14 protein-coding genes are annotated in these 16,371 nt (G+C 59.9%); 12 read left to right on the forward strand and 2 right to left on the reverse strand.

Annotated features, from left to right (window positions below):
• Positions 1 to 1,746 (reverse strand): peptidoglycan recognition protein (locus tag ACHFGA_RS03745; RefSeq protein ID WP_394281089.1); only part of this gene is annotated, 1,746 nt, incomplete at its 3' end.
• 166 nt (positions 1,747 to 1,912) lie between these two features.
• On the opposite strand from ACHFGA_RS03745, the gene glf reads away from it, so the two are divergent.
• Positions 1,913 to 3,103: a UDP-galactopyranose mutase gene (glf, locus tag ACHFGA_RS03750; RefSeq protein WP_394281090.1), complete on the forward strand. Its 1,191-nt coding sequence runs from the start codon at positions 1,913 to 1,915 to the stop codon at positions 3,101 to 3,103.
• Here glf and ACHFGA_RS03755 read toward each other — a convergent pair.
• Entirely contained in the window at positions 3,100 to 4,362 is a 1,263-nt protein-coding gene (locus ACHFGA_RS03755) for an HNH endonuclease signature motif containing protein (RefSeq protein WP_394281091.1), read from the reverse strand. The two genes, glf and ACHFGA_RS03755, sit on opposite strands and share 4 nt — an antisense overlap.
• Before the next feature lie 213 nt (positions 4,363 to 4,575).
• Between ACHFGA_RS03755 and ACHFGA_RS03760 the strand changes: the two genes are divergently transcribed.
• The 11 genes from ACHFGA_RS03760 to ACHFGA_RS03810 all read left to right on the forward strand — a co-directional run bounded on the left by ACHFGA_RS03760 (position 4,576) and on the right by ACHFGA_RS03810 (position 16,329).
• Complete coding sequence (locus ACHFGA_RS03760; protein ID WP_394281092.1) at positions 4,576 to 5,163, forward strand: three-helix bundle dimerization domain-containing protein; 588 nt, start codon at positions 4,576 to 4,578, stop codon at positions 5,161 to 5,163.
• Positions 5,164 to 5,381: 218 nt separating this feature from the next.
• Positions 5,382 to 5,540 (forward strand): hypothetical protein, encoded by a 159-nt coding sequence (locus tag ACHFGA_RS03765; RefSeq protein WP_394281093.1) that lies wholly within the window; start codon positions 5,382 to 5,384, stop codon positions 5,538 to 5,540.
• Positions 5,541 to 5,604: 64 nt separating this feature from the next.
• On the forward strand, positions 5,605 to 6,201 hold the full coding sequence (locus tag ACHFGA_RS03770; RefSeq protein ID WP_394281094.1) for a three-helix bundle dimerization domain-containing protein: 597 nt from the start codon (positions 5,605 to 5,607) through the stop codon (positions 6,199 to 6,201).
• Between the two features lie 162 nt (positions 6,202 to 6,363).
• Positions 6,364 to 8,316 (forward strand): glycosyltransferase, encoded by a 1,953-nt coding sequence (locus tag ACHFGA_RS03775; protein ID WP_394281095.1) that lies wholly within the window; start codon positions 6,364 to 6,366, stop codon positions 8,314 to 8,316.
• The gene (locus ACHFGA_RS03780) at positions 8,303 to 8,809 is read left to right on the forward strand and encodes a phosphatase PAP2 family protein (protein ID WP_394281096.1); all 507 of its coding nucleotides are present in this window, start codon (positions 8,303 to 8,305) and stop codon (positions 8,807 to 8,809) included. Before ACHFGA_RS03775 ends, ACHFGA_RS03780 begins: the two co-directional genes overlap by 14 nt.
• Positions 8,806 to 9,798, forward strand: a complete 993-nt coding sequence (locus ACHFGA_RS03785; protein ID WP_394281097.1) for a decaprenyl-phosphate phosphoribosyltransferase — start codon at positions 8,806 to 8,808, stop codon at positions 9,796 to 9,798. Before ACHFGA_RS03780 ends, ACHFGA_RS03785 begins: the two co-directional genes overlap by 4 nt.
• Before the next feature lie 15 nt (positions 9,799 to 9,813).
• Positions 9,814 to 11,589: a hypothetical protein gene (locus tag ACHFGA_RS03790; RefSeq protein ID WP_394281098.1), complete on the forward strand. Its 1,776-nt coding sequence runs from the start codon at positions 9,814 to 9,816 to the stop codon at positions 11,587 to 11,589.
• A gap of 65 nt (positions 11,590 to 11,654) precedes the next feature.
• Positions 11,655 to 12,671 carry an alpha/beta hydrolase gene (locus tag ACHFGA_RS03795; RefSeq protein ID WP_394281099.1) on the forward strand — a complete coding sequence of 339 codons (1,017 nt, stop codon included), beginning with the start codon at positions 11,655 to 11,657 and terminating at the stop codon, positions 12,669 to 12,671.
• 280 nt (positions 12,672 to 12,951) lie between these two features.
• Positions 12,952 to 14,907: an alpha/beta hydrolase-fold protein gene (locus tag ACHFGA_RS03800; protein ID WP_394281100.1), complete on the forward strand. Its 1,956-nt coding sequence runs from the start codon at positions 12,952 to 12,954 to the stop codon at positions 14,905 to 14,907.
• Positions 14,908 to 14,910: 3 nt separating this feature from the next.
• On the forward strand, positions 14,911 to 15,387 hold the full coding sequence (locus tag ACHFGA_RS03805) for a hypothetical protein (protein ID WP_394281101.1): 477 nt from the start codon (positions 14,911 to 14,913) through the stop codon (positions 15,385 to 15,387).
• A 15-nt stretch (positions 15,388 to 15,402) separates the two neighbouring features.
• The gene (locus ACHFGA_RS03810; RefSeq protein WP_394281102.1) at positions 15,403 to 16,329 is read left to right on the forward strand and encodes a cutinase family protein; all 927 of its coding nucleotides are present in this window, start codon (positions 15,403 to 15,405) and stop codon (positions 16,327 to 16,329) included.
• Positions 16,330 to 16,371: the final 42 nt, after the last annotated feature.

The following is a 16,371-nucleotide window of genomic DNA, read 5'->3' on the forward strand; positions in this document are numbered from 1 at the left end:
GTTGAACACGCCGATGCCGTCGTTGTAGAAGGTGTACTTCGCGCCACCCACGCCGGCTGCGGTGCCCTGGGAGCTGCCCAGCATTGGCTCGAGCGCGGCCCAAGATTTCGCAAGATCGTCGTTGCCGGTGAACTGCAAGACGGTGCCAATGTATGGGGTGATCTTGTCCAGCGTCAGGCCAGGCAGCAGTTCGATCTCACCGACCGTCGACACGCCACCGGGCAGCGCGCCGTTAGCCGCAGCTACGACGAGCACCGCGGACGCGATGGTGCCCACGGTGGCAGCGATCGCATTCGGGTCGCCGTTGAGCAAGTCGCTGATGGAGCTGGTGGCGACATTGGTGTTGTTGCCGCCGTTGTTGACGTTAGTGTTCGTGTTGCCCTCGGTTGTGGTGGAGTCGTTGCCGGAGTCAGGGGTGCTTGGCGTTGTTGGCGTAGTTGGCGTTGACGTGGCTGGGGTCTCCGCGGTGCCGTTCATGATGGAGTCATACTTCTGCTTCGCAATGTTGCGAATCGTGCCCATCTGGTTATACAGGTATCCGCCCGGGCATGTGTTGTGGTGGAAGTCTCGGTGCGCGTTAATGTTCGGGAACATTGCGCCCTGGCCATTGGAGTACTTCGAGCCGCGGAAGCTGCCGGACATGGTCAGCCACGAGCGACCAGTCGGGTCTTGGTTTTCCTGTGCTAAGCGCCAGCCCGCCATCTCACCAACGGCTTGAAGCGCGGCCTGCGAAGGGTACGCCGTTTCGTAGTTACCCAGGACGGAAATGCCCCAGGTGTTGTAGTTGAAGCCACCGACGTGAGCGCCCATCACGTCGCGGTCCAAGCCACCGTAGCGACCTTCGTAAATATTGCCGTACTTATCGACGAGGGCGTTGTAGCCTACATCGCCCCAGCCCAAGGTGGCACCGTGGTAATTCTGGATACCGCGCACAATGCCGGGAGCCTGGGCTTCGGAGTAGTTGTTTGAACCGGCGGTGTGGTGCACCGTGACGGTCTTGACCGGGGAGACGATGGTCGGGTTGCGCTGCAGGTCAGTGCGGGCACCCCAGCCTGCGCGGCTGACTACCTTTGGCATGCCGTCATAGCTGGCAGGAGCAATGTCCTGGTTCATGCCCGTGCCGCCATCGATCATGACAACCTCAAAATCATCAGCCTGGTTTGCGACACCAGCAGAATCAGCCACCGGCTGGATCTCGCCGTGGTTGGTGTTCAGGGTAGGTTCCTCGGCGGGTTCTTCAGAAGTCTCTTCTGTAGTCTCTTCGGTGCCGACGAGGTCCACGTTGGTCATGTTGACCTGGACGCGTTTGGTTGGCTCGATATAAATCAGCTCAGTGCCGTTTTTGGTTGAGCCCTCAACTTCGTACATGTGGTCCAAGTCGTACCACTCCGACCACTCGCCGTTTTCGCGCTCTGCACGGACGAAGGCGGCAGTATCGGTTTCGCCTTCCCAGGTCAGGGCAAACATGGAGAATGGGACGTCGCTGGTGAACTCCTTCACGGTGCGCTGAGTTTCAGGGTCTTCACCCTGGGTCGGCACTGCAGGATCATCGACGACGACGGATTCGCCCTCTGCGAGCGACTCCGTCATGTTCACAACTTCGGTGTCAGCGCCGCCAATGGATTGGGTTTTCATCACGTAATTACCGCCGAACACGGCAGTGATAGCCAGTGCGGCGGTAGTAAGGACGGCCAACACGGGGTTGGTCGCTGACGTGGACTTGGACAGTCTGCGTCGTTGAATCACGGTAAAGCTCCTGGAAAATTGTTACTGGTGTTATTGCAATAGACCAAAATGAATTGTAAGGCACGAAAGTGAATAATGATAGCCCTGTGGCAAAATTAGTGCTTTGTTGGCACCCTCGTGGCTGTGTTGGCCGGTGAAAGAGGCTTTGATTCGCTAGCCTTAAGGCATGACTTATGACCTTATTGTTGTTGGATCAGGTTTCTTTGGGCTCACAGTGGCTGAGCAGACTGCTAGCGAGTTGGGGAAGCGCGTGTTGGTCGTCGAAAAGCGATCGCACCTGGGCGGAAACGCATACTCTGAGGCGGAGCCGACCACCGGCATCGAGGTGCATAAGTATGGTGCGCACCTGTTCCACACCTCGAATGATCGCGTGTGGGAGTACGTGAACCGGTTTACCGATTTCACCGACTACCAGCACCGCGTGTTCGCCATGCACGATGGTTCCGCCTACCAGTTCCCGATGGGCTTGGGCCTGATCAACCAGTTCTTTGGTAAGTACTATTCGCCGGATGAGGCCCGTCAGCTGATCAAGGATCAGACCGAGGGGATGGACCCGGCCGATGCGAAGAACCTGGAGGAGCGCGGTATTGCCTTGATCGGTAAGCCGCTGTATGAGGCGTTCGTGAAGCACTACACGGCGAAGCAGTGGCAGACCGATCCGACGGAGCTGCCGGCGTCCATCATTTCGCGTTTGCCGGTGCGGTACACCTTCAATAACCGGTACTTCAACGACAAGTATGAGGGCCTGCCGGTGGATGGGTACACGGCGTGGCTGGAGAACATGGTCGCCAGCGACTTGATCGACGTGAAGCTTGATACCGACTGGTTTGAGGTGCGCGATGAGGTGCGTGCGGCGTCGCCTGACGCGCCGGTCGTGTACACGGGGCCGTTGGATCGCTACTTCGATTATGCGGAGGGGCACTTGGGGTGGCGCACGCTGGACTTTGAGATGGAGGTCTTGGAGGATACCGGCGATTTCCAGGGCACCCCGGTGATGAATTACAACGATGCCGATGTGCCGTACACCCGTATCCACGAGTTCCGCCATTTCCACCCGGAGCGCGATTACCCGACCGATAAGACGGTGATCGTGAAGGAGTACTCTCGCTTCGCCGAGGGCGACGATGAGGTGTACTACCCGATCAACACCCCGGAGGACCGGGAGAAGTTGCTCGCTTATCGACGATTGGCTGCGGCGGAGTCTGCTGAGAACAAGGTGTTGTTCGGTGGTCGTTTGGGCACGTACCAGTACTTGGATATGCACATGGCTATCGGTGCGGCGTTGAGCTTGTTTGATAATCATCTGCGTCCACACTTTGAGGGTGGCGAGCCGATCAACCAGGAGCGCGGCCACTAGAACGGTGGCATCTCCGGCCACGCAGTTGCTCTGGGCTTCCTTGTGGGGCCCGGCTTACTGCGTCGCCTTTGTGCTCTTTCGGCAAAGGTTCGTGTCCACTTCTTCGCTTTCGGGGAGAGGGGGCCTTCGGCCTCGTCGACGAGGTAGGTGCCGTCGTTGAACAGCCAGTAGACATCGCCGGTAAATGGGTCGAGGATATAGCGAATCTCCCCATCAGTCTTCCTGTTGTGGTGGTAGCGACAAAGGCAGATCATGTTTGCTGCCGTGGTCGGGCCACCATCGTCATAATTGACGCAATGGTCTTTGTCGGTGCGCGCCGCGGGCCTGTTGCATCCGGGCCAGCGGCAGGTGCCGTCTCTGCCTTCGAGGTAGGCCTTGATGCGGTTGGTGGCGGTGTAGGATTCCGTGGTTTCGGTTGCTGCCGGGTCGATGTCGCGCGTGGTGGCGGCCTCTTCTTTGGCGGTGCGGCTGTCGCGAGGGCCGAAGAAGCCGTGGGTGGAGGTCCAGACAGGGGCGTCCTCGATATCGCCCGCGGTGTACACGTTGAGCGTGACGGATACATCGGTGCCGTTGAGGAGGATGTCCGCGTGGGCGTCGGCAAGCGACAGATTGTGTTTCTTGGCGTGGGCGCGGATCACTGCATCAATCTTGCAGGTGGTGAAAGCATCCCAGGTGGTGGAGACGGTGTGGTTGCCGTCGTCGTGCTCGTCGATAGTAAAGCGTGGGTTGTGTGGGTCCTCTTCGGCGGTGTCGTCCTCGGTGCCGTCGGGGTCCTCGTCCAGGTCCTCGTTGATTTGGCGGAGGAAGTCTTTGAGCCGGTTGACCACCTGCCGGGTGCCGGGCATGGCTTGGTTGGGTTTGGTGGGTGTGAGGTAGTTCGTGAGGAAAGAATCGACGGCTGATTGCTTTTCCTCGTCGTCCCAAAATGTCTTGCACGAGAGTGTCTGACTGATGGCGCGCAGCATGTGGATGCTGACGTGGCCGAGCCGCTCAATGAGCGAGTTTAGCAGCGGTAGATGTCCGAGCGTTTCGATACCGTGCATGTTGTTGGTGATCATCTGCTCGGTGTATCCAAGTTCGGCCGTTAACTTTGCTGCGTAGACGGACCAGTCGCAGACCTGTATTTCTGGCAGGGCCTTGCTGTATATGTCCCGCCAGAAGTCCAGTTCTAGCTCACGCAAAGCTGCGGCTTGCTTGGCGGCTGGCGTGTCCGCGCAGGTTGAATAGAAGGCGGTCGGCGGAATTTTCGTTGTTTGCATTGACTGCTACACCCCCTGATGTAGTCCCCGATATGTATAGACTCCATCCTAGCGAATCGTACATACGTGCGAAATAGGATGTGAAAAACATCACACGGAGCGAGTTCTTCGTCGTTAAGCACTGCTTGCATACTAACTACCGCCAAAGGTAAAGTTAACGGCAGGTTAACAACCGGGAAACTTAAACTTTCCCGCCAACGAAAGGCAATGAATATGACTGCCACTGTCGCCGACCGCTTCCGCATCATTCGCGAGGACCTGCACCGCCGTTTCGGCGCCTCGGTGAGCGCGCGTGAGATTGATCGCGTGATCGATGAGGTGATCGACGAGCATAGTGCTCCCGCTGCGGTTGAAGATTTCGTGCCGCTGCTGGTCGAGCGCGAGGCCCGTTCCCGCCTGCTGAAGATGGGGACGAAGCGCCCTGAGGTCCTGTTTGCCTCGCGGAATAACTCGGCCCGCGCGCAGCTGGCCTACGCGTACCTGCGCCACCTGGCCGGGGATGACGTCTACGCGCGCAATGTCGGGATTGGTGGGCAGGAGCCTGTCGATCCGCTGGTCGTGCAGGTGCTGGAGGAGCGGGGAATCCCGTCTGACATGCTCTATGTCTGCGACGATATCGCACGGACTGCCCACCGCGCGGACGTTATCGTGCTGCTGGGTATCGACGACGTGCCAGGCCTGCCCGGGAAGCGTTACGAGCGCTGGTCTGTGACCCACCCGCGCACGATCGATGAAGCGCGCGTTGTTGCGGACCAGATCGAGGGCGAGGTACGCAGGCTTCTGGTGGAGCTGGAAGCTTAGCGACGAGCGCCTCAATGAACCTCAAGTTAACCCAAAAGTTAACGCAAGGTTAACCCAAAGATCACATTAAAGCGGCCCCCATCTCTACAGGTGGGGGCCATTTTTCGCTCTTTTTGCAGCGTTTCTGCAGGTCAATACTTGACATAGACCAACTAACTCGTTAAAGTTAACGGCAGGTTAACAAATGAACGGCCGGTAAACACGAAAGGAATTGAACTATGAGCATCAAATCGTTCGTCGAGCTCCTCACTGGAAGCACCGCCACCAAACACGCGGACAATGGCCTCACCGCCACAGAAATCCAGCAGGAGCAACAACGCGAGGCAGAGCGCCTCAACAACTGGGCAATGATGGCAGCCAGCCTGCACCGCAACTAGCGGAAGCCCACACACACCAGAAAAACAACACATGGCAACAAACACTCAATGAAAGGAGGATGCCATGACCGTTATTAACAATATCCGTAAAGACCTCTACGCCCGCTTCGCCTACTCGATCGACACCGAAGTCATCGACCAGGTGCTGGACGCGGCCTTGGAAGAGCACGCAGAACGCGCAATTGTGCAGGACTTCGTCCCAGTGCTCGCAGCTCGTGACGCATACGACGAGCTAACTCTCTATGCGGCCCCGGCCCTGCACATTGAGTTCGCCAACCGTTCGAACCGCACCGTCGCACAGGCGGCGGCAGCAATCGCACGCGAGATTACCGGTCGTCGTGTCACCGCAACCGTCGCACCCGCCCACCCAGAGAACTCCCTCGATGAAAAGGTCGAGTGGGTCATGGATGAGCGTGGCCTGAACCGCCCGGTCGACGAGCGCGAGCACCGCACCGTCCGCACCCCGGACCTGGTAATCTACCTCGGCGCTGATGAGGCGCATGACCGCGCTGGCCGCCAGGCAGACACCATCGCTGTTCCTGAGACCGACGGCATGACCGTCGACCAGGTGCGCGACATGATCGACACCCTGTCCGATCAGCTCGCCGCGATCCTGTGTGAGAGGAACATCGCGACCGACAGCGCAGCGCTGCCGGCATAACTCTCGAACTGCACTCAACCCTGGCTTTATGCCGGGGTTGTCTGCATTTCAGGGAGCTTTCCGACGAAACTCTTGGGCTTACGCGCGCCAACATGCCGCACGGGGTGGCTGAAGCACTACTCTTGAGGGATAGAGAGTGCCCCGACACCGAAAGTGAGAATCGTGAAAGCTGTGGATGTTCTCCAGCGTGTGCTGCTGCCCCGCAAGGGTGAGCCGCACGACGTGCGCATGCTCTACCTTGTCGAAGCCGAGCAAAACAAGGAACGCCTGAGCTGGTCTAACCGCCACCAGGTGAAGATCCCCGCCGGCGCCGAGGTTTCTTTCCAGGCATACTTCAACGCCTTCCCGGCTTCCTACTGGCGCCGCTGGTCCCAGCTGGACGAGGTCATCCTGGCAATGGATGTCACCGGCGCAGCCACGATCTCGGTCTACCGCTCCAAAGAGGACGGCACCCGCATCGCGGTGACCAACGTCAGCGCAGGCACCGAGAACGATGACAAGCGCATCGAAATCCCGCTGGCGTTGAAAAACTTCGAAGACGGCGGCTGGCTCTGGTTCGACATCACCGCAGAAGAAGACGACGTGATCGTCGACAATGCTGCGTGGTGCGCGGGCGTAGAGCCCCAGGCGCAGATCATGCCCGATGGCAGCACTGTCGGCCCCTTCGCCAAGGAAGTCGCCGTGGGCATCCCCACCTTCAACCGCCCGCGCGACGCCGTCAACGCCCTGCACGCCCTTGCGGAGGACGAAGAGGTGCTGGCAGCGATCACGCACGTGATCATGCCCGACCAGGGCGATCAGCACCCAGCAGATGAGCCCGACTTCGAAGAGGCCAAGGCTGCTCTGGGCGACCGCTTGACCATCCACTCTCAAGGCAACCTCGGCGGGTCCGGCGGCTACTCGCGCATCATGTATGAGGCAACGGCGACGGACTCGCCCTACATCCTGTACATGGACGACGACATCGCCATTGAGCCCGATTCCATTCTGCGCGCCGTCCAGGCAGCGCGCTACGCGAAGAGCCCGATCCTCGTCGGCGGGCAAATGCTGAACCTGCAGGACCGCTCCCAGCTGCGCACCACCGGTGAGGCCGTCAACGGCCACGACTTCATGTGGGGAGCCGCGCCGCACGCGGTCTACGACCACGACTTCGCGAAGTATCCGCTAGGGTACATCGGCACGGAAGAACAGCAGCGCGACCCCAAGTTCAAGGACTCCCGCGCCCTGCACCGCCGCGTTGATGTGGATTACAACGGCTGGTGGATGAACCTCTTCCCACGCGTCGTTGCAGAACACCTCGGCCTGCCACTTCCGCTATTCATCAAGTGGGATGACACCGAGTACGCCCTGCGCGCCAAGGCCGCCGGCTTTCCGACGGTCACCTGGCCCGGCGTCGCCATCTGGCATATGGCCTGGGCAGACAAGGACGATGCGATCGATTGGCAGGCCTATTTCCACCTGCGCAACCGCCTCATCGTGGCGGCGATGTACCACGAAGGCGACTTCACGGGCATCGAGCGCTCCATCCTGAAATCCTCCATGAAGCACCTGATGTGCATGGAGTACTCCACAATGGCCATCCAGATCGAAGCGCTGAAGGACGTGCTGGCAGGCCCGGACCAACTCTTCGACATCCTTGAATCCTCCCTGCCACGCATCCAGAAGGTGCGCCAGCAGTACGACGACGCCAAGATCATCGAGTCCGCAGCCGAACTTCCGGCACCGACGGGCGCGCCGGGCGTGCCGACGAGGAATATTGGCGGCCGCCTCGCTAAAATCAAGAAGATTCCGTGGCTGCTCAAGACCGTGAAGCACCTGACCACGGAGGAAAACCGCGACAACTGGGATGCCCCGCAGCTCAACCTCACCGCAGAGGAAGCGCGCTGGTTCACCCTCTCGCGCGTGGACTCGGCCACCGTCTCCACCGCTGGCGGCACCGGCGTTGCATTCCGCAAGCGCGATAAGGAGCTGGCGAATGATCTGCTGCGCCAGACCCGCGAACTTTTGTCCGAAATCAAGAACAACTGGGATGACCTGAAGCAGCAGTACCGTACCGCGAAGCCGGAACTGGTCGCCCGCGAGAACTGGATGAAGATTTTCGATGAGCAAGCGTGAAGCTGACGTACTTGTAGCCATTCAGAACGCGCTTTACGACGTCCCCGGTGTGAAGCCGTCGGCACGCGCGCTGTCACTGTTCGGCGAGCACAGCCTGGGGTGGATGGGCTTAAGCGCGGCAGGGGCCATCGTCGATAAGCGAAAAAGGCGTCAGTGGATTGCCCTGGGCGCTGGTGCTTTTTCCTCGCACGCGGCGTCGGTGGTGCTGAAGCGGATCGTGCGCCGGACCCGTCCGCATGACCCGCGGATCAAGATCGGTGTGTCTACACCATCGAAGTTGTCGTTCCCTTCGTCGCACTCGACGTCCACGACGGCCGTGATGGTGGGGCTGGCTGAGATCACTGGATCGAAGGTCCCCTATCTTGGAATTCCCATCATCATGATCTCCCGTATGGTCTTAGGCGTGCACTATCCGACGGATACTATCGCCGGTGCTGCGCTTGGCGCCGCGTGTGCGAAGGCCGCGATGGAGATAGAGAGGAAGACTGCGTGAGCGAATACCAGCCTGAACAGCCCGAACCTTTTCTGAAGCCCGAACCACACACCACGGGCGTGGATGTCAACGTCGAGCGCAAGGCACCGAAGAACCTGCCCGACGCCATGATTAAGGCGCTGCGCCCAAAGCAGTGGGTGAAAAACGTCCTCGTCGTCGCGGCCCCGCTGGCGGCCGGCCTCGAGGCATTCACCGCGCGCACCATCGGAGACGTGGCCATCGCGTTCATCGCGTTCTGCCTCGCAGCGTCGTCGATTTACTTGATCAATGATGCCCGCGATGTCGACAGCGACCGCGAGCACCCGACGAAGCGGTACCGTCCGATCGCCTCGGGCATGCTGCCGATCAACTTGGCCTACGTGATGGCGGTGGTGCTCATCCTGGCGGCTATCGGGGTGTCCCTGCTGGCTACCTCCGGGGTTGCGCTGGCCGTGGTCGTCGGCGTGTACATTGCGCTGCAGCTGGGCTACTGCTTCGGCTGGAAGCATATTCCAGTGATCGATATCGCGCTTGTTTCGTCTGGCTTCATGCTGCGCGCGATGGCCGGTGGTGTCGCTGCCGGCATCGAGCTATCGCAGTGGTTCCTGCTGGTTGCAGCTTTCGGCTCGCTGTTCATGGCCTCCGGTAAGCGCTACGCAGAGCTGTTGCTATCGGAGCGTACCGGTGCGAAGATCCGCAAGGCGCTGGAGGGCTACACACCGACCTACCTACGGTTTGTGTGGACCCTAGCCGCGACGGCCGTGGTGATGAGCTACTCCCTCTGGGCTTTCGAGCTCTCCAACGCGACCGAGGGCGGCGGCTCCATCTGGTACCAGATCTCCCTGGTTCCGTTCGTGATCGCGATCTTGCGTTACGCCGCTGACGTCGACCGCGGCCACGGTGGCGCACCGGATGAGATCGCGCTACAGGACCGCGTGCTCCAAATTCTTGCGATCGCATGGCTCGCCTGCATTGTCATGGCAGTGTATGTAATGCCAAATATTCTGTAGTGTAATATTTTCCGCATGACAAAATACGCCCGCATTTCCGTGATTGTGTCCGCAATCCTTGCGGGCGTTTTCGCGTTTTATGGTGGTTGGACGCGGCGCTGGATGGCCGATGACGGCCTCATCGTTTTACGCACAGTTCGCAATCTTTTGGCCGGTAATGGTCCCGTGTTTAACGTCGGGGAACGTGTCGAGGCGAACACGTCCACCTTGTGGCAGTACCTGATCACGGCCGTTGCGTGGGCGACGCCCGCACGGCTGGAAGACATCGCCATGTGGTTGGCACTTGGCTTAACGACGATCGCAGCTGTCGTTGCTGTGGTCGCCACGTCCCGATTTTGGGGTGGGGTAGTTGCCCCACTGGGTGTGCTGATTTACTTTGCGCTGCCACCCGCGCGTGACTTTGCCACCTCCGGTTTGGAGTGGGGGCTGTCGCTGGCATGGATTGCCACGTGGTGGGCCCTTCTGGTGCATTGGTCGAAACCCAATGCTCATCGATACATGCCTCCGGTGGGCTACTGGTTAGCATTCTGGTGTGGACTGAGCTGGCTGGTGCGCCCTGAGCTGGCGCTTTATGGCGGAGTGACGGGCATTGTGCTGCTGGTCGCTGCCAGAACGTGGAAGCAGCGCGCGGGAATCCTCGCCGCGGCCCTGCCGGTGCCGGCGGCCTACCAGATCTTCCGCATGGGCTACTACGGTCTGATCACCCCGCATACAGCGGTGGCGAAATCAGCGAGCGATTCGCACTGGAACGCTGGGCTGCACTACGCTTGGGACCTCCTGGCGCCCTATGCGCTGTACTTGCCGCTGATCGCAGTGATGGTGCTGTTGGTGTGGTTGGGTAAAAGGGTGCGCGACCGGCAACGCACCGTACTGCTGCTGGTGGCAGGTGTCGCTGCCGTGCACATCATTTATGTGCTGAAAGTGGGCGGTGACTTCATGCACGGGCGCATGTGGCTACTGCCTCTCTTCGCCCTGCTGCTGCCAGCGATGGTGGTGCCACTGAACAAGGTCACTGGCGCTGTCACCCTTGCCGTGGCGGTGTGGGCGACCGCGGTCGTCGTACGCGCTCAGCCTGAGGACTGGAATGTGTACGCATCGGGAGAGTTTGCGATTGTTGATGAACGCGATTTCTGGTCCGATACCACCCGTATTGAGCCTGGAACCGCGCCTCTCGATGCAGAAGATTTCTTGACGGTGTTGGGCCCAGGCTGGGAAGAGAAGCTGAGTGAAGCCGAGGAAGAGAATGCGGCGCAGCTGATTCAGGTCGTCGACGTGTACTCGTGGACGACGTTGCCGCGCACTGATGCGGAGACAGACCTCCAAGCTCATCCAACAACATTGTATTTGACAAATCTGGGCATGACCAGTATGAACACCGATCTGGATGTGCGCGTATTGGACACTGTGGGCTTAGCGACACCACTGGCAGCCCGCATGCCACGCGACCCGAACGGCCGGATCGGCCACGACAAACACCTACCTACCGAGTGGCAGGTGGCGGATACTGCGACCGACCTGGATGAGCTTCCGGACTGGATCGATGAGCAAGAGACGCGCCAGGCGCGTGCGGCGTTGCGCACCCCAGAGATTGCGGAGCTGTTAGCCTCCTCGCGCGAGCCCATGAGCTGGGAGCGGTTCTGGAAGAATGTGAAATATTCCGTGACCGGTGGCAGGACGTTGGAGCTTGATGACGATCCGGCGACGTACCTAGACGATGAAACACTTGAGAAAATTGAGAACGGCGAAGACCCCGGATTGGAGGGGCCTCAGATTTCCTGGTTGGACCACTAGGAATCGAATTGGTAACGTGCAGATAACGCTTTACTTTTAAGGCTTCCGTACGTACGAGGAGAGCAATGTCCACACTATCTATGGTTCGTCGTCGCATCGTCGCCCTGATCACGGCGATTGCTACTGCAGCAGCCCTGCTGGTTGTTGGAACCGGCACCGCCCAAGCTGCGCCACGCGATTGGCTGCGCCCTGATGCTACCGGCCACTGTGAGTGGGACCCCGTAGGCTTCTGGGTGCAGCGCTGCGATGTCTGGTCGCCTGCCAGCGGCTACAACATTACGGTCCAGATCCAGCCTGCGATCCGCGGTGGCAACGCGGGCTTCTACCTGCTCGATGGCCTGCGCGCTACCAACCACACCAGCGCGTGGCTCAACGATGTCAATGCGGCCCAGTCTTACAAGGACTCCAACATCACTTTGGTGATGCCGGTTGGCGGTACCGCGTCCTTCTACGCAGACTGGGACGCGCCGGCTACCTATGACTTCAACAATCCGGTGCGCTACAAGTGGGAAACCTTCCTGACACAGGAGCTGCCGGGCTACCTGCAGCAGCACTTCGGTGTTTCTCCTTCCAACAACTCCATTGCGGGGCTGTCGATGGGTGGCACTGCTGCGATGAACCTGGCCGGGAAGCACCCGAACCAGTTCCGTCAAGCCTTGTCCTACTCCGGCTACCTGACCACCACGCTGCCTGGCGCGCAGACGATGCTGCGCCTCGCGCTGCTGGATGCGGGCGGTTTCAACATCAACGCAATGTATGGTTCGCTGATCTCGCCGCGCCGTTTTGAGAACGACCCGTTCCACAACATGGATGGCCTGTACGGCACTGACGTCTACGTCTCCGCCGCTGGCGGTGTACCCAGCCCAGCGGACGCAAATATCCGCCCGGAGCACATCGCTTCCGGCGCTGCCCTGGAGTTGATCTCGAACCTCTCTACCCGCTTGTGGGCTACGAAGGCTCAGGCTCAAGGCATTAACGTCACCCAGAGCTACCCAGCTACCGGTCTGCATAACTGGAACCAGTTCGGTTACCAGCTCGAGTACACCAAGCCACGTGTGCTCAACGTCATGAACGCGTGGTAAACAGCTCTTTTTGTGGCTGATTAAAAGAGAGAATTAGTACCTGTAAGGTGTGTCGCTTGAAGAAAGTCTCAAGTTGAACTTAAACTTGAGGTCGACTGCGGTCGTGTAACATTCGCGATCGCTTTACCGACAACTCAACTAGATAATGCAACACAGCCGCAGGCGCTACGGAACCATCCGACAAACGCACGCCCGGGGGAGGGGAACCCCCGAGAAGCGTTGGTACGTGGACACCGGTGGCACGCTGTTGCCCCTTCGACACACTTTGAGGACAATTCTTATGCGCTATTCTGTTTCCCGTTCCCCGCGTGTGGCCCGTGTTGCCAAGGCGGTTGCCCTGCCGACTGTCCTTGCAATGGGCCTTTCCGTGGCACCAGCTCATGCTCAGGAGGGGCTGTCCAGCAGCCCGGCTGACTTGGGTGCTGTTATCGGCTCCTCGGGTATGTCCGATGGCATTCGCCCGTCTGATCCGCCACAGCGCACCCCGATCGATACTGAGTACAAGCCCCAGATCGAAGGCCTGCCAGCAGGCGTTGAGGTCGACCGCATTGAGTGGTTGACTAACCGCCGCGTCGCCGTCTGGGTGAAGTCCGCAGCGATGCCGGAGGAACTCATCCAGGTGCAGATCTTGCTGGCCCGTGACTGGCACTCGAATCCGGGTGCGAAGTTCCCAGAGGTATGGGCACTCGACGGCCTGCGTGCGCGTGACGACGAATCCGGCTGGACCATCGAAACCAATATCGAGCAGTTTTACGCTGACAAGAACGTCAACGTGATCCTGCCGGTGGGTGGCGAATCCTCTTTCTACTCTGATTGGCAGCAGCCGGACAATGGCAAGCACTATATGTGGGAGACCTTCCTCACCAAGGAACTAGTGCCGATCCTGAACAACGAATTCCGCTCCAACCAGAAGCGCGCGGTCGTCGGCCTGTCCATGGGTGGCACCGCCGCGATCAACCTGGCAGAGCGCAACCCGCACCTCTTTGATTTCGTCGGTTCCTTCTCTGGCTACTTGGATACCACCACCCCTGGCATGCCGCAGGCAATCCAGGCAGCACAGCTGGATGGCGGTGGCTACGATTCCACGAAGATGTGGGGCCCAATCGGCTCCCAGGACTGGATCGACCATGATCCGAAGCTGGGTACTGAAGCGCTCAAGGATAAGACCGTTTACGTCTCTGCAGGTAACGGCAAGGATGACTTTGGCCAGCCAGACTCTGTAGCAAAGGGTGCCGCCAACCCAGCAGGTGTGGGCCTGGAGGTCATTTCACGTATGACCACCGCTACCTTCGTCGACTATGCGAAGAAGAGCGGCGTGGATCCGATCGTCAAGTACCGCCCTTCGGGTGTGCACTCCTGGGAGTACTGGCAGTTCGAGATGACTGAGGCGTGGCCTTACATTGCCAACGCTCTGGCCATTCCAGAATCTGACCGTGGCGCGCAGTGCCAGCCAATTGGCGCAATTGCTCAGGCCACCGCGTCTGGCATCATTGGCTCGTGCGTGAACAATGAATACGATGTCGCTGACGGCAAGGCGCAGGACTTCCGTTCCGGCACCGCGTTCTGGTCCCCAGAGACCGGCGCGCAGCCACTGTTCGGTGCCATCCTGGCGAAGTACAACGAACTGGGTGGCGCAGCTGGCTGGCTCGGCTTCCCGAAGACGGGTGAGATCGGCACTCCAGACGGTAAGGGTCGTTACGTCCACTTCGAGAATGGTTCCATCTACTGGACCCATGAGACCGGCGCCTGGGCAATCCCTGGCGATATGTTCGTCGCCTGGGGCCAGAACAACTATGAGAACGGTAACTTGGGCTACCCAACCGGCGAAGCGGTGAAGATCGGCGAGGGCTACGTCCAGCCATTCCAGCACGGTTTCCTCACCCGCAACCCGGATGACTCCCACAACATGGTTTACGGTGCAATCGCTACCAAATACGGTGAGATGAACACCGCGCGTTCGAACCTGGGCTTCCCAACGTCCAATGAGATCGCCATCCGCGGCGGCGCGTTCCAGCAGTTTGAGAAGGGGAACATCTACTGGTCGCCGAAGACTGGCGCGCACGTCATCTACTACGGCGAGATCTTCGACCAGTGGGGCAAGTCCGGCTGGGAGCAGGGCCCACTGGGGTACCCGACCTCTGATATGAAGGAGATCCCAGCCGGCGGCCTGACCATCGATTTCGAGAACGGTACCATCAGCCAGATCAATGGCGCGGTCCGCGAAGAGAGGAAGTAGCCCGTGCGTCGAATCGCATTGAGCGCCATCGCACTGTCCGCAGGCCTGGGCCTAGCGGCGTGTGGCGGGGCCACCGTCGACAGCGAGGACGTCACTGAGTCATCCAGCCCTGCGCCGGTGGCGACATCCCCGTCGCAAACATCGACCAAGGACACGACTACCGAGGAGACGACTCCGGTCGCGCCGCCAGCAGACGACCAACCCGAGGACCTAGGGGCCCGCGAGATCGAGGAGATTCCTACCACCGAAGCGCCGTACATAGCGGAGGAGCAGGATTTTCTCGATGAAATTGCAGGTTCGGACATTAATGTCGAGAACGTTGAATCCCAATTGATTGGTACCGCCCACACGATCTGTGGGGGAGAATCAATCACCCGTGACGCGGTGGCCGGTCAGCTCATTGAGCAAGGCCGCACCGACCTTGACCATCAGGAAGTAACCAAGCTTCTCGACGACGCCGCGCACGCCAACCTCTGTTAAAGGAGCATGCGCACGATGCGTAAATCCGTGACCGTCGCCGCCGTGGTCATCGTCTTGGCCCTCGTTGGGTTGGGAACCTACCAGTTCTTTTCGACGAATGACCAGCAGCCGTTGCCGCCGGAGCAACCAGGGGAACCTGGCCCCGCTCAACAGGCGGAGCCGCAGCAGCCTGACTGGTGCCCCGCCGTAGAGTTCATCTCTGCGCCGGGGACCTGGGAATCGTCGGCAAGCGATGATCCGATGAACCCACAGGCGAACCCGCACAGCTTCATGCTGTCGATCACGCAGCCACTGCAGGCGGCGTACACGCCCGATCACGTGAAGGTGTGGACGCTGCCGTACACGGCGCAGTTCAAGAACGTCCAGGCCCAAGATGAGATGAGTTACGACGAGTCTCGTGACGAGGGAACGTCGAAGCTGGATGGGGAACTGCGGTACATGAATGAGACGTGCCCCGGCACGAAATATATCCTTGCTGGTTTCTCGCAGGGCGCGGTTATTGTCGGTGACCTCGCCACGCAAATCGGCCAGGGGCACGGGGCGGTGCCGGCGGAGAAGGTCCTCGGGGCCATCATGATCGCGGATGGTCGTCGGGAAAATGGTGTGGGTGTCAACCCAGGCATCGAGCTAGGTGGCGTGGGCGCAGAGATCGCGCTGGAGCCCGTGGAGCGGTTAATTCAGCCCATCGTGCCCGGCGCCAGCATGCGCGGACCCCGTGTCGGGGGGTTCGGCGCTCTGCATGATCGCGCGTTCCAAATCTGCGCGCCGAATGATTCCATCTGTGACGCGCCCTATGACGTGGGGAATGCTTTAGGCAGGGCGGAAGCGCTCATCAACGCCAACGGCTTGCACGCCCAGTACGCCACAAATCCGAATGTTATTCCGGGCACCACTGCGAACCAGTGGGTGGTCGATTGGGCACACCAGGCGATTAATGACTAGCGTCGATGTAACATTTGGTTTCCGAAACTAAGATAAACAACA

The sequence above is a fragment of the Corynebacterium sp. genome (assembly GCF_043426755.1).
In the GTDB taxonomy this organism is placed as follows: domain Bacteria; phylum Actinomycetota; class Actinomycetes; order Mycobacteriales; family Mycobacteriaceae; genus Corynebacterium.